We start from the raw sequence: 13,762 nt of genomic DNA, 5'->3' as shown, positions 1-13,762 counted from the left end.
TTTTAGCAGTTCATCGTAATCGGCTTTGAATTCACCGGGCCATAATTGCATTTGCGCCTCGCTATTTAACATCATCGCGATTTGCGCGGCGGGTTCAGGCACGATGGCAAAGACCAGCGAATCCAGGTAGGGCTTTCCTGTTTCGTAATAATTTGGATTGCGGGTCATGGTGATGCTTTCGCCCGATGCCCAATTGCTGACGATGAACGGGCCTGCGCCAACAGGGTTTCGATTCCATTCCCAGTTTGCCATGTCGGCTGGTTCGCCGGTGGCATGGCGCGGAAATAGGCCATAAGCAAATTGATCCAGATACCTGGATATGGTGCCGAGTAGGTAAGAACAGCTGTAAGATCATCAGGTGTTTCGACAGATGTGATCAGATCAAATCCGCTTGTGCCGACCAGCGCACCTGCATCTGGGTTTGATAGTACTTCAACTGTGAATTTGACATCGTCCGAGGTGAGCGCTTCGCCGTCAGACCATTTGAGTCCTTCGCGCAGTTTCCATGTGACGGTTAGATAATCTGCGGATAATCCGCCATTGTCCAGTGTCGGCAATTCCTGTGCGAGTGTGGCGACATACTCGCCTTTTTCGTTGATGGTCGCCAGACCGGTCATCGCAGTTGCTTCGGCAGCTTGACGCACGATGGCCGCATCCGCCAAGAAATAATTAAGCGTGGTCGGCTCTTCTGGAATTATCAGCGTAACGGTTCCGCCTCCACTCGCGCTCGAGGCTGCTTCTGTTGCTGGGGCAGGATCTCCGCTTGTAGGTGGTTCGGTGGCTGGCGTAGTTCCTCCACCTCCGCATGCGCTAAGCACGAGTCCGATGATCATGAACAGGGTCCAAAATTTTAGTTTCATCTCTTCTCCTTTGTCGATTTTTTCTGGAGTACATCGGCTTGCTGATGTACAGCGGACAGCAAGCTGTCCGACTCCAGAGTTGTGAAATTACTTCTCCGCATGAATGACATACGGATCAAACGCATCGCGCAGACCATCGCCGATGTAGTTGATTGCCATGACGGTGATGAAGATCATCAAGCCGGGGTAAAAAGCGATCCACGGGGCGCGGAAGACTTGATTCTGCGCGGTGGCTAAAATGCTTCCCCAGGTCGGAGTGGGGGGCTGAACACCGAAACCCAGATAACTTAATCCCGATTCGGTAATGATGGCTGAAGCCATTTGCAGGGTTCCGCTCACCAGAATGGGGCCGATGCAATTTGGAAGGATGTGCTGGATAATGATGCGTGTGCTGCTTCCGCCCAGCGCGCGGCAGGCCGTGACGAATTCTCGTTCGCGCAGCACAATAAAAAGTCCGCGCACGAGACGGGCGGGCCACATCCACGAAAGCGCGGCGATGATGATGATGACGATCAGAACGCTGTTCTTCAACCACGGTACTTGTTGCTCGCGTAAAAAAGCCCCAAGGATGATCAACACAAAAATGGTGGGGAAGGTCAGGAAGGCATCCGTGACTCGCATGAGGGCAGAGTCGATCCAACCGCCGAAGTATCCGCTCAACGCGCCGACCAGCACACCCAAAGTGATGGAAAGGAATGTTGAGAACAGACCAACTGTCAGGGAGACACGACCGCCATACAAAATTCGCGTGAAGACATCACGTCCCAATTCATCCGTCCCGAACCAGTGATCCGCGCTTATTTTCTGAAAGCTGTTTGTCGGTTCCTGATCGGTGGGGCTGTACGGCGTCACAAAAGCAAAGGCTGAGGCAAGCACAAGCAGCGCCAGAATTGCGATGGCTATGCCCGCGAGTTTGTGTTTGAAGAATCGGCGCAAAATGACTCGCGCCATGCTTTGTTCCTGGATGGTTGTTGCTTCATTCATATTTCACCCGCGGGTCAAGCCACCCATACGCAAGGTCTGCAAGGATATTGCAAAAGATGATCAACACGGCCGTGATCATAACCACACCAAGCAGGACGGGATAATCTCGTCCTTTGGCCGCGTCCCAGAAGAGGCGGCCCATGCCGGGCCATGAAAAGATCGTCTCCACAAAAAGCGCGCCCGCAAAGAGACTCGGCAGGTCGAGCGCAATCAGAGTGACCAGCGGCAGGATCGCATTTTGAAGTGCGTGTTTATAATAAACGGCATTCTCACTCGCACCTTTAGCCTTCGCCGTGCGAACAAAGTCTTCATGTAATACATCCATCATGCTTGAGCGCAGAAAACGTGAATACCATGCGATCCAGCCCAGGCTCAGTGCTGTTACAGGCAGAACCAAATGCCAGAGTGTATCCAGCAGTTCGCCTTCCTTGCCGCGCGTATTCATTCCACCGACGGGAAAGAAAGGGACGCCGCTTGCAGGATTTTTAAGTGTGACATAAAAGACGACGATCAATCCCAGTCCAAGCCAATATACGGGAATGGATTGCCCGATAAATGTGACCGTGGTCATGGCGTAGTCGAACAGCGAGTAAGGTTTGCGAGCTGACAACATACCGATTGGGATTGCCACGATAAGCGTTAGGAGGAATGAGGCTCCAACAAGCGTCAGTGTATTTGGGATTCTCTCTGCGATCATCTCGTTGACGGGGCGGTGGAACTTGATCGATTGGCCTAGATTGCCTTTGAACATATCGCTGATCCATCTGCCGTATTGCACAGGCAGCGGATCATTCAACCCGAGTTTTTCTTCAATAGCTTCGATCTGTTCTTTTGTGACATTTGGGTTGCGCCGCGCTGAAGTTAACGGGCCGCCTGGCGCGGATCGCACCAAAAAGAACAGCAATATGCTGATGATGAAGAGGATTGGAATGGTTTGCAGGATACGTCTTATGGCGTAATTGAGCATGAAAAATCCTTATATGTCTATGCCTCAAAAACAATTTTTCCGTCAACTATGGTCATCACTGCTTTGGCGGTCAAAATATCTTCCTGCGGAATTGCAAATAGATCATGCGAGAATAACACCAGGTCAGCAAGATAGTTTTCCTTGATCTGTCCTTTTTCATTTTCCTTGAACTCGGCGTATGCCGCATCGCGTGTATAGCCGAGGATGCATTCCTCCAATGTCAGGCGTTGATCGGGATCGTCGGGCGACCACAACTCACGATTAAGCGCTACATGTATGTTGATCATCGGGTCGAACGGCGCTACAGTCCAGTCGCTGCCGAGGGTGAGGTGTGCGCCTGCGTTCTTGATGTCACGCCATGCAAAGGATTTTTTCCAGCGCTCTTCACCGACGCGCGCCGGCCAGACATCGCCTTCCGAGATGCTGAATGGCGCATGGCTCGTCTGCATGGATGCGATCACATCGAGTTCCTTGAAGCGCGGCAGATCATCTGGATGAATGACTTCGATATGCTCCACGCGATGGCGGCTGTCACGCTTCCCATTTAACTTTTGGATTGATTCATATCCGTCGAGAGTTCGCCTCACTGCGCCATCGCCGCAGCAATGGACGAAGATCTGCAGTCCCAGTTTATCGGAGGCTGCCGCCATGCGCGTGAAATGTTCGGCGGAGAAAATACCATCTGGTTTCGCTTCGGGATTGTCCGCGTAGGGAGCGATATTCAAAGCGGTATAGGATTCCCAAACGCCATCCATAAAGAACTTCACTGCGCCGCCGCGTGCAAAATCTCCCTGGATCTGTGCCATCTCGACAGCTTCTTGCAGGTTTGCCTCTGAGGTTTCAGGTTTAATGTGATACGGGGTGTACACGCGCAGCGTCATTTCACCGGCATCTTCCAGAGCCGCGAAGACCATCAATTCCTTGATATCGCCGTTCATATTGTGGACGCTGGTCACGCCAGTGGCATTGATCTTCTTGATGGACATCTTAAGCAGCTCACGTTTGCGGACATCGCTGGTTTCAGGGATCAAGTCAGAAACAAGTCCCATGGCGGTTTCGCGCAATTCACCGGTGGCGATCCCGTTTTCATCGCGGACGATCACACCGACGCCCGGGGCTTCCTTGCCCGGTTGGAGGATACCCGCCATTTCAAGGGCTTTCGTATTTGCCCATGAAGTATGACCATCGTACGCATTGATATAAACGGGGCGGTCCGAGACGATCTCATCCAGTTCTTTTCGTGATGGAATAATTCCATATCGAATGCCTCGTCCGTCTACCCAGGCGCTGGTTTTATTTTGTTCTGCAAATGTCCTCAAAACTTCGCGGACATCGTCCATGGTTTTGGCTTCATATAACTGCGCGCTTCCCATCCAGATGGATCCCCACAATAAGTGGAAATGTGAATCGATGAAGCCGGGCGTTACTGTGCAGCCTTTTCCATCAATCACACGTGTGGACTGATCTTGAAATTCTTTAACGCCTTCATTCGTCCCCGCAAAAATAATATGTTTGCCTTGAATGGCTACTGCTTCAGCTTGTGGATTGCTTTTGTCGCTTGTAAAGACGCGTGCGTTATTGATGATGATATCTGCCTTGACTGGCATTTTCTCTCCTCATGTAAGTTTAAACCCTAAAGGTCTTCAAGGTATTGAGACGCTGTCTCAAATAAAAAAGACCTTTAGGGTTTTGTTGTTAATTGGTGTGAATATACATAATAAATCGGCGCAGGTCAAGAGAAAATTATTAAATAAAAAAATGGACGCGCTTGCCCCGCAGCGTCCAGTAGATCGGAGGAGTAAGCTCACGATTTTACTAAGGCCAGTAATTCCTTTAAAGAAATTCTAGTTTGGATAAATGATATGCAGGTTCGCTTCATCCACGGCTTGGAGCAAAACCTTGCCTTTCTTGCGGATGATGACGCTATGGCCTGGCTTGAGTGCGTAATCCTGCAAGTCATTCGATTCTGTCAGCCAGATAACGCCTTCGTCACATACGATGGTCATGCCGGGTTCCACATCCTTTAAATTTTCAACCTGATGCTGGTGAAGTTTAATTGAAATATTTTTATGTTGAGTCCAAGGTAGGTTCATTAGTGCTCCTTTGTTTCAAATACAATTTTATTATCCTCATTATCCCTGAAATCAAAAAGAAGTACAGATGCAATTAACTGGAGTTGTGTTCATAACAGTTTTGGTTATAATCAACTGTACTGGTCAAATTTCAATCAAACTGCATACATTATGAGCAAACAAAAAACTGAAAACAGCCCTGCGGGCGATTACCGCTATGAAACATTGGCTCGTCAGATCATTCAATTGATTCAGCAGGGAACCTTTCGCCCGGGCGAACGTATTCCATCGGTCAGACAAATGAGCAAACAGCAGGCTGTTAGCATCAGTACTGTGATGCAGGCCTATCTCATACTCGAAAACGAGGGATTGATCGAAGCGCGCCCCCAATCCGGCTATTTTGTGCGTGCCTTCACGGACATTAAACTACCTGAATTGGAAATCTCCGCGCCCAGCCTTGATCCCAGCCATGTCAACCTGCATGAGCTGGTGATGATGGTCATGAACGATTCTGCCAACCCGAATCTGGCCCAGCTCGGAGCTGCCATGCCAAACCTTGAGCTGCTCCCAACCGAACGGATAAATCGCATCATGTCGAGGCTCGCGCGAAAAGCTGGTAAAGGGACACATCAATACCATTTTGAATCTGGCTTGGAGGAATTGCGGGTTCAGATCGCCCAGCGTGCTGTGAGCAGTGGCTGTCAGCTTTCCCCGAATGATATTGTGATCACCGCCGGCGCCACTGAAGCGATCAACCTTTGTTTGCATGCTGTCTGCAGGCCTGGCGATATTGTCGCTGTTGAATCCCCAATGTATTTTGGGACTCTCCAGATCATCGAAGTGCATGGTTTGAGAGCGCTGGAAATCCCAACCAATCCACGCGATGGAATCAGTCTGGGCGCATTACAGTTTGCGATCGAGCACAATCCGATCAAGGCAGTTCTGACCATTTCAAACTTCAGTAACCCTACAGGCAGTTTTATCCCTGACGAGAAGAAGAAGGAACTGGTGGAGTTACTTGCCCGACATGACATTCCTTTGATTGATAACGATGTATCAGGTGAGATCTTTTTTACAGAAAAACGCCCAATGGTCACCAAGGCCTTTGATCAAAAAGGGCTGGTCATGCTTTGTTCTTCTTTTTCCAAAGATATCAGCCCGTCCTTAAGGGTTGGCTGGGTCGCCCCTGGAAGATATAAAGCCGAGATCGAGTGGCTAAAATTCACGCTGAGTTCAGCTACAGCCACGCTTCCTCAAATGGCGATCGCGGAGTTCCTGGAAAGCGGCGGGTATGACCATCATCTTAGGCGGTTACGCCGTGAGTATGCCGGCAAGGTTGCGCAGCTTTACGATGCTGTCACTCGTACATTCCCGCCTGGCACACGTGTTACACATCCGTCCGGCGGATATGTGCTTTGGGTCCAATTGCCTGAAAACGTGGATTCGCTTGAACTCTATTCCCTTGCACTTCAGGGTGGTATTACGCTAACCCCAGGCTATCTCTTTTCCCCAACCAATCAGTTTTACAATTTCATTCGCTTGAACGCGGCCGCATGGTCGTATCCCATCATGGGCGCGCTTGAAAGGCTGGGAGATATGATCGTCGAGCTGGCCGGGCGCGGCAGAGCTTAAAATAGCCTCAGCATTTTGGTCTATTTTTGCAACGGGCATTATAATGACCAAGTTATGACCCAGCAAAAAGTAGTTGTCGCCATGTCTGGTGGCGTGGATTCTTCGGTGGCGGCAGCCCTGCTCAAACAGCAGGGCTATGATGTTACCGGCATGATGCTGCGCCTGTGGTCTGAGCCCGGCAAGGAGGAATCCAATCGCTGCTGCACGCCGGATGCGATGGCGCAGGCGCGGCGCGTGGCGGGTATCCTTGATATTCCATTTTATGTGATCGATGCCAAGGAAGTTTTTCGGGAAACCGTGGTTCAATATTTTCTGGACGGGTATGCGCGCGGCGAAACGCCGAATCCGTGCTTGATGTGCAACCGTCAAATTCGCTGGACGTTTTTATTGAATCATGCGCTCGCATTAGGTGCGGAGTTTATGGCAACTGGGCATTATGTAAGGATAAAGGATGAAGGCGGAAAGCAGAAATTACTTCGCGCTGTGGATCATTCCAAAGATCAGTCTTATGTTTTACATGTCTTAAAACAGGATCAGCTTGCTCATGCGCTTTTTCCTGTGGGTGAGTTTCCCAAACCTGAAATAAGACGCATCGCCGCGGACTTTGGTCTGCCGACCGCTTCGAGAGCAGACTCTCAGGATTTGTGTTTTCTTGCCGGTGAAGATTATCGCGGATTCCTACAGCGTAATATGCCTGAGATATTACAGCCCGGCGAAATTGTCACCACGAGGGGCAAGATTATTGGCAAACATGATGGACTTGCCAACTACACTATCGGCCAGCGCAAGGGACTCAATGTCGCTTCGCCTGTTCCGCTTTATGTGATTACCAAGCAGGCGTCCAATAATGCGTTGGTGGTTGGAACGCTCGATGAACTTGGCTTTACCGAATTAACCGCGCGCGATGTCAATTGGTCTTCAGGAGAGATACCATCACAGCCATTCCGTGCCCAGGTCAAGATACGCTACACAGCCAAGGAAGTCGAAGCGCTGATCAGCCCATTGGAAGGGGATCGGGTATCGGTTAAGTTTGATGCGCCTGTTCGGGATGTAACCGCGGGGCAGGCGGCGGTATTCTATCAGGACGAGGTGATGCTTGGCGGCGGAATCATCATTTAATAAGGAGTGCGGACTTCAGTCCGCTTATTTCTACAAATCGCAGGCTGAAGCCTGCGATCCATAACCAAGGAGAATTTTCAAATGAACTATCGTGTTGAATCTCTAATGTCGGCTCGTTTATTTGTTGTGCCTCAGTTCGCAGAAGAACGGATATTTTTCCTGAGCAACCTTTCCGGACATTTAAGTTTATACGCCATGCATTACGGGGGCAGTGTGCCGGAACCGCTTTTGCCCCCGCATATTTCGCTGCAAAATCCGCATCTGATCGGCGGACATTCGTTTTACGCCTTCCCTGAATTGGATCGTATCCTGGTCATGATCGATGACAACGGGGATGAGAATTATCAGCCGATGCTGATCCCGCTCGATGGCGGATTCCCCGAACCGGCCTTCAAGAATTTCTTTAAAGAGTACCGCGTTCATCTCGGTGAATGTGACCGTGAAAACGCCATTGTCTATTTGTCGGCGGAGCGCCGTGACAAGCCTTTGATCGAAACGTATCGCGGTGATCTAAAGACCGGCAAATTGACAAAGATCACAGAAAGCCCGTGGGGAATGGGTGTGTCCGGGCATAATCAGGACCATACCAAATTATTGCTCGGGACCGGTTATGCTGTGGGCGATGGCGTGCTTTACTTGTGGTCCAAAGGGAAAATGAAATTGCTTTATGGCAAGCCTTTGGAAGACCGCCAGATCGGTGAAGATGTCCCATTGAACGGGCTTGGCGGAGGTGTATTCTCGCCGAGTTGGCAGGGCGCGATCGTGTACAGCGCTGTCTTCGATGATAGTTTCAGCCTCGGCTATATGGACCTAAAGAAGCCGGGCGAACTTCTGCCCATCAAACTTAAAGGCATCGAGCATAAAGGTGTTGGTGAGATGGAGAATATCAGCCATCTTAAGGACGATCGCTATCTGGTGCAATACAATATTGACGGCTGTTCCTGGGTATATGAGGGCATCTTTGATGAGCAAAAACTTGTCATGAACCTCAAATATCCATTGGTCGGACCGGAGCCTTTTGATAATGGCACGCTCGAACATATTGATTATGATTCGATCGAAGATGTATTCACTGTGTCCTTCTCCACAGCCACTTCGCCGACCCAGATCTATACCATTGAAGGTGACAGGCGCACTGATTTAGCCATCCACACCAGCGAAAGAATTCTTGGCATCCCGGATGCAAATCTTTCAAAAGGCGAAGATGCTTCCTTTATCTCTCACGACGGTTTGCGTGTCTCGGCGCGCATGTATTTGCCCGCAAAATCATTGGGATTCAAAGGTCCGCGTCCGTTGGTGTACTACATTCACGGCGGTCCGCAGGGACAGGAACGCCCGGACTTCGCGTGGTTCTCGATGCCGTTGATCCAATTCCTCACCCTGCGCGGATTTGCCGTCTTCGTCCCGAATGTGCGCGGTTCAACGGGCTATGGCTTAAAGTATGTCAAGCATGTTGACCGCGATTGGGGCGGACAGGACCGCCTCGACCATGTTCATGCCATGACGAAGATTCTCCCGAAAGATAAGCGCGTCGATGTCAAACGCGCGGCTGTGGTCGGACGTTCCTACGGCGGTTACATGACTTTGATGCAAGCGAGTCTGCATGCCGACCTCTGGAAGGCATCCTGCGATATGTTCGGACCATATGACCTGTTGACTTTCTCTGAGCGCATCCCGGAGACTTGGAAGCCGTATTTCAAGATCGCGATCGGTGACCCCGCTATTCCAGAAGAAAAAGCTGACCTGATCGAACGTTCCCCGAAGACTCATCTCCACAACATGTCAGCGCCGATGCTGGTCATTCAGGGACGCAATGATCCGCGCGTGGTCGCGGCAGAGTCGGAAGATCTTGTCAAACAATTGAAGGCAAAAGGGAAAGAATTGGAATTGTTGGTCTTTGAGGATGAAGGTCATGATGTGTTGAAGTATGAAAACCGTGTGACCTGCTACAACGCCATCACGGATTTCTTTGCGAAATATCTCAAACCATAATCCATGACATTCCCGTCCCTGCTCTTTGCGTTGGTGCTGGCTCTTCTATGCGGAGTTTTGTTCCATGTCCTGCGCGGCGGAGGTGCTTGGAGCCTGTTTTTGTATATCGGTTTGAGCGCGCTCGGGTTTGCGCTTAGCCAATGGATCGGAAACTCGTTTAATTGGAATTTGTTCGTATTTGGAACAGTGGATATTGGGTCGGGAGTGGTTGGCAGTGCTGTCGCTTTACTGCTTGGAGAATGGTTGATCCGTCCAGAGCGTGCACGGTAAATCGGGTTATAATCTGCGCCTGTTGGCAAAAACATTAGACTTCGGAAGTCTGGTTTGGCTTCCGAAGTCTAAGCTTAATATACTAATATAAAAGGAATTGAAAATGGAGTTTGTAAAATCTGTGATTGACCTGTTCTTGCATTTGGATGAATATCTTGCAACCATCATCACACAATATGGCGGCTGGACCTACGGCATTTTGTTCGCTGTGATCTTTGTCGAAACAGGTCTGGTGATCATGCCCTTCCTGCCCGGCGATTCGCTTTTGTTCGCGGCGGGCACGTTCGCAGCGCTTGGCTCATTGAATGTTTGGTATATTGCGGGCTTATTGATGGCTGCCGCGATCCTTGGGGATACCGTCAACTATTCCATCGGCCATTATCTTGGCGAACGCGCCTATAACATCAAATGGATCAAGAAGGAATATTTTGACAAGACCCACGCCTTCTTTGAAAAGCATGGCGGTAAGTCTATTTTTCTCGCTCGCTTTGTTCCCATCGTGCGCACCTTCGTACCGTTCGTGGCGGGCATTGGCAAGATGTCTTATGGGTATTTCATTACCTATAACGTTGTGGGCGGCATCGTCTGGGTGGCGCTTTTCACTTTTGCGGGATATTTCTTCGGCAACATTCCGTTCATGAAGGACAATTTTGAATACGTGATCATCGTCATTATTTTGGTCTCCGTCCTGCCGATGGTGTTCGAATGGTTGAAAGCTCGCAGAGAAGCGAAGAAATGACTTGTAGGTCACGCCGCGGGCGTGGCCTATTTTTTTATGAAATATACCGCTGTTCTCTTTTTTGTTTTTATTGTTGGTCTTGTAATTCTTGCGGATACCGATCAGCTTCCCGTTTTTATTCAATCCGTCTATGATTTTCCAAATGGAGATAAGCTCGGGCACTTTATCCTTTACGGCCTCTTGAACTTTTTCATCACCCGCGCATTTCTCTCTTCGCTTCCTTCCCGAACACGTGGCTGGGTGACTCTTTCAATTGGTATGATTCTCTCCTTTATTATCACGCTCGAAGAGTTCTCGCAAAAGTATTTTGCCTCACGCACGTTTAGTTATTTGGATTTGTTCGCAAGCTTGCTCGGAGTGCTTGTTGGGGGGTGGGCGGCATGTAAAACAAAAAGACCCTAAAGGTTTTCAAAACCTTTAGGGTCTTTTACTTTCAACATTTCTTACGGTATCAACTTCAAATGTCCTTCACTATCTTTGATGACTGACTCCTGTTCCCACCACATCGGGGCATATCCAATCTTTGTCCACATCAGCGCCATATCATCATAATGCGGATGAAAGGCATGTCCAGATTGACCCGTGGTATGCCCAGCCAGCGAATTGTCAAGATTGCTTAGATCCACGATCTCACGCTCGGATGGGAGCCAATTTACTTCAAAAGATTCACCCACTTCCCAGCCGGTTGCGTTGACCACACTCTTGCCGCCGCCCGTTTCGAACGGTCCGCGGTTGAACAAGGCTTCTATTGGACCAATGCCCGATTTTCCAAGCGTGCCATTGCGGAAAGTGGATGTGTGCAGTTTGCCCCAGACCGGCCATTTGGCTGTATCTTTGCCGTATTCCTTCTCGATCTGCTCGATGGTTTCTCCAAAGGCGCGGATGAAAATATCATCGCGGGTTTCAACTTTTTCAGCCGTGGCTTGATCGTCCCACCACGGGCTGTCTGGTTGTTGGACCAGGTCCCGCATCACCACATACCAGCGCGAACCGCCGTCAGGCCAGTAATCTTCCGGCAGGTCATCTTTGAAGGTGTCTGTGAGCGCGTTCCACCAGAACCATTCGAAGACCGATGCTGCTTGTGAGTCGGCGGTTTCCTGGTAGTTCCATGAGCTGAGGAACTGATCTCGGACGGCTGCCAACTGCGGGTCCAGATTGAGCGAGAGCAGAATGGGGGTGAGTGTTTCAGCGTTGAGGTTCTTCGAGTCGCCGTGCATGCTCTTGATGTAGTCTGCGTCAATTTTAGCAGGTGCGTTCTGGATCATGTCCACAATGCGGGCGGCGCGCTGACCATAGTCCCAATCTTTGGTGATGAGGTAGGGATAGTCGCGCGGGCTGGCTTGATTGTTGGCTGTGACGATGAATCCGCTTTGCGGGTTGAACGTGAAGGGGAGTTCATCGAAGGGAATGAATCCGCTCCAATCGTATTCACCGGACCAGCCGGGGACAGGCAGGGTTCCGTCCCCTTTTTTGCGGATTGGGATATCGCCCGGCGTTTGATAACCGATATTGCCGTCCACATCTGCGTAGAGCAGGTTTTGTGCGGGCACATGGAAGTTCTGCCCGGCAGCGCGGAACTCTTCCCAGTTGGTGGCTTTGTTAAATCCCCAAATGGCTTCGAAAGGTGTTGATGGGGTGAGCGCTGTCCATTGCAGGGCGATGGCATAAGCGTCTGGAAGCGCAACGCCGCTTTTGTCTTTGAAGGGTTGCGCAGTGAGGTCTTCAGGATCAACCTGATCTTTTAACGCCCCGTAGGTGTCTGAGATCACCGGGCCGTGACGTGAGATGCGCACGCTGAGTTCGACCGGATCACCGCCGCCGACTTTGATGGTTTCTTTGCGAATTTCAAAGTCCACCCATTGACCATCCACTTCATATTGATCGGGGTTTTCTGGATTTACTTTTTCAATGAAGAGATCCTGTACGTCGGGACCTAGATTGGTGTATGCCCAGGCGAGGCGGTCGTTATGACCCGCGACAACACCCGGCACGCCGACAAAGGAGAACCCAGTCACTTCAAACGGGCAGGCGTCTGATTTGGGTTGACAGTGCAATGCGTTCTGATACCAAATCGACGGCATTTGAATACCGAGGTGCATGTCATTGGCGAGCAGCGGTTTGCCGCTTGTGGTCAGGTCGCCGGAGACTGCCCAACTGTTCGAGCCAATGTCCGGGCCGGTGGGACCAAGAGCGTTTTCCAATAAGGCCAGTTTTTCAGCAACAGGCTGCAGGTTTAAGATTGATAGTTGGAATTCTGAATCTGCCTTGGGCTGTTGATTTGGGATACTAGCTACGTTTTCGCCAATGGTCGGCACGATCACAGGATAGTCTGCCGGGTACTCAGGATAGAGTTCGGCTAATTGTTCAGGGGTCAGAGTTTTTAGCAGAATGGCGCGCGCGATCTCATCGTCCATGTTGCCGCCCAGATCCCAGGCCATGGCTTTGCCCCAGGTCAACGAGTTGACGGGAGTCCACGGCTCGATCGTGTAGGAGCGGTTGAGAACCCCGGTCAGGATCAAATATTCCAGGCTGAGTTCAATCGGTCCGCGTTCTTGAATGTACGCGTTCACGCCTTCTGTGTAGGAATCGAGCAGGGCTTTCGATTCTGCTCCGAGCATTGCATATTCCTGTTCTGCGACCTGACGCCAGCCAAGCGTGCGCAGGAATGAGTCAGTTTCCACCTGGCCCGCGCCGAACATTTCAGACAAACGCCCTGAACCGATATGCCGCCAAAAATCCATTTGCCAGAATCGATCCTGAGCGTGGACGTAGCCTTGCGCAAAGAACAGGTCATGCGTTGTACCTGCGTAGATGTGCGGGATGCCCATCTTGTCGCGATAGATATCCACCGCGCCATCAAGACCGCTCACTTTAATTTCACCGTCAATTTGCGGAAATGATTTTGGGGCAACGCTGTTTGGGATATAGCTCTTGAAATAAAAAGTCCCGCCCGCGCCAACGATCAGTGCAAAAATAAGGATGCCGATCAATATACGGCCGATCACCTTGCCTGCTTTTTTCATAACTCCTCCAGAGTTGTTTGTGTGCTGGTGCTATCCAGACTTGTTGTAAAACACATTCTCATTCAAAAAGAGACGCTTTTGCAAGCATCCCTTTTTGAATTCAG

General features: G+C 50.4%; 12 protein-coding genes. 6 read left to right on the top strand and 6 right to left on the bottom strand.

Annotation, left to right across the window (positions count from 1 at the left end; translation table 11 throughout):
- Positions 1–164: 164 nt before the first annotated feature.
- The 5 genes from IPL17_RS24880 to IPL17_RS24860 form a co-directional block, all read right to left on the bottom strand.
- Positions 165–860, bottom strand: a complete 696-nt coding sequence (locus IPL17_RS24880) for an ABC transporter substrate-binding protein (protein WP_345309785.1) — start codon at positions 858–860, stop codon at positions 165–167.
- Between the two features lie 87 nt (positions 861–947).
- A complete protein-coding gene (locus IPL17_RS24875) occupies positions 948–1,844 on the bottom strand; it encodes an ABC transporter permease (RefSeq protein WP_345309784.1) in 897 nt (298 codons plus the stop codon).
- Complete coding sequence (locus IPL17_RS24870) at positions 1,837–2,811, bottom strand: ABC transporter permease (protein ID WP_345309783.1); 975 nt, start codon at positions 2,809–2,811, stop codon at positions 1,837–1,839. Before IPL17_RS24870 ends, IPL17_RS24875 begins: the two co-directional genes overlap by 8 nt.
- A gap of 17 nt (positions 2,812–2,828) precedes the next feature.
- Positions 2,829–4,418 carry an amidohydrolase gene (locus tag IPL17_RS24865; RefSeq protein WP_345309782.1) on the bottom strand — a complete coding sequence of 530 codons (1,590 nt, stop codon included), beginning with the start codon at positions 4,416–4,418 and terminating at the stop codon, positions 2,829–2,831.
- 237 nt (positions 4,419–4,655) lie between these two features.
- A complete protein-coding gene (locus IPL17_RS24860) occupies positions 4,656–4,904 on the bottom strand; it encodes a DUF2917 domain-containing protein (protein ID WP_345309781.1) in 249 nt (82 codons plus the stop codon).
- A 150-nt stretch (positions 4,905–5,054) separates the two neighbouring features.
- Here IPL17_RS24860 and IPL17_RS24855 point away from each other — a divergent pair, with 150 nt between their 5' ends.
- From IPL17_RS24855 to IPL17_RS24830, 6 genes are all read left to right on the top strand, one after another.
- The gene (locus IPL17_RS24855) at positions 5,055–6,515 is read left to right on the top strand and encodes a PLP-dependent aminotransferase family protein (protein WP_345309780.1); all 1,461 of its coding nucleotides are present in this window, start codon (positions 5,055–5,057) and stop codon (positions 6,513–6,515) included.
- A gap of 54 nt (positions 6,516–6,569) precedes the next feature.
- Positions 6,570–7,634 carry a tRNA 2-thiouridine(34) synthase MnmA gene (gene mnmA, locus IPL17_RS24850; protein ID WP_345309779.1) on the top strand — a complete coding sequence of 355 codons (1,065 nt, stop codon included), beginning with the start codon at positions 6,570–6,572 and terminating at the stop codon, positions 7,632–7,634.
- An 81-nt stretch (positions 7,635–7,715) separates the two neighbouring features.
- Complete coding sequence (locus IPL17_RS24845; RefSeq protein WP_345309778.1) at positions 7,716–9,626, top strand: prolyl oligopeptidase family serine peptidase; 1,911 nt, start codon at positions 7,716–7,718, stop codon at positions 9,624–9,626.
- A 3-nt stretch (positions 9,627–9,629) separates the two neighbouring features.
- Entirely contained in the window at positions 9,630–9,896 is a 267-nt protein-coding gene (locus tag IPL17_RS24840) for a hypothetical protein (protein WP_345309777.1), read from the top strand.
- Between the two features lie 103 nt (positions 9,897–9,999).
- Positions 10,000–10,635, top strand: a complete 636-nt coding sequence (locus tag IPL17_RS24835) for a DedA family protein (protein WP_345309776.1) — start codon at positions 10,000–10,002, stop codon at positions 10,633–10,635.
- Between the two features lie 36 nt (positions 10,636–10,671).
- Positions 10,672–11,037: a VanZ family protein gene (locus IPL17_RS24830; protein WP_345309775.1), complete on the top strand. Its 366-nt coding sequence runs from the start codon at positions 10,672–10,674 to the stop codon at positions 11,035–11,037.
- Between the two features lie 41 nt (positions 11,038–11,078).
- Here the strand turns inward: IPL17_RS24830 and IPL17_RS24825 are convergent, their stop codons facing one another.
- Positions 11,079–13,658 carry a penicillin acylase family protein gene (locus IPL17_RS24825; RefSeq protein ID WP_345309774.1) on the bottom strand — a complete coding sequence of 860 codons (2,580 nt, stop codon included), beginning with the start codon at positions 13,656–13,658 and terminating at the stop codon, positions 11,079–11,081.
- Positions 13,659–13,762 lie beyond the last annotated feature (104 nt).

This window comes from Candidatus Villigracilis saccharophilus, from assembly GCF_016711665.1.
This window is presented reverse-complemented; position numbering and strand designations above follow the sequence as displayed.

Bases quoted from the DNA above. Each gene is read 5' to 3' on its own strand.
- IPL17_RS24880 (WP_345309785.1), bottom strand. From the start codon at position 860: ATGAAACTAAAATTTTGGACCCTGTTCATGATCATCGGACTCGTGCTT.
- IPL17_RS24875 (WP_345309784.1), bottom strand. From the start codon at position 1,844: ATGAATGAAGCAACAACCATCCAGGAACAAAGCATGGCGCGAGTCATT.
- IPL17_RS24870 (WP_345309783.1), bottom strand. From the start codon at position 2,811: ATGCTCAATTACGCCATAAGACGTATCCTGCAAACCATTCCAATCCTC.
- IPL17_RS24865 (WP_345309782.1), bottom strand. From the start codon at position 4,418: ATGCCAGTCAAGGCAGATATCATCATCAATAACGCACGCGTCTTTACA.
- IPL17_RS24860 (WP_345309781.1), bottom strand. From the start codon at position 4,904: ATGAACCTACCTTGGACTCAACATAAAAATATTTCAATTAAACTTCAC.
- IPL17_RS24855 (WP_345309780.1), top strand. From the start codon at position 5,055: ATGAGCAAACAAAAAACTGAAAACAGCCCTGCGGGCGATTACCGCTAT.
- mnmA (WP_345309779.1), top strand. From the start codon at position 6,570: ATGACCCAGCAAAAAGTAGTTGTCGCCATGTCTGGTGGCGTGGATTCT.
- IPL17_RS24845 (WP_345309778.1), top strand. From the start codon at position 7,716: ATGAACTATCGTGTTGAATCTCTAATGTCGGCTCGTTTATTTGTTGTG.
- IPL17_RS24840 (WP_345309777.1), top strand. From the start codon at position 9,630: ATGACATTCCCGTCCCTGCTCTTTGCGTTGGTGCTGGCTCTTCTATGC.
- IPL17_RS24835 (WP_345309776.1), top strand. From the start codon at position 10,000: ATGGAGTTTGTAAAATCTGTGATTGACCTGTTCTTGCATTTGGATGAA.
- IPL17_RS24830 (WP_345309775.1), top strand. From the start codon at position 10,672: ATGAAATATACCGCTGTTCTCTTTTTTGTTTTTATTGTTGGTCTTGTA.
- IPL17_RS24825 (WP_345309774.1), bottom strand. From the start codon at position 13,658: ATGAAAAAAGCAGGCAAGGTGATCGGCCGTATATTGATCGGCATCCTT.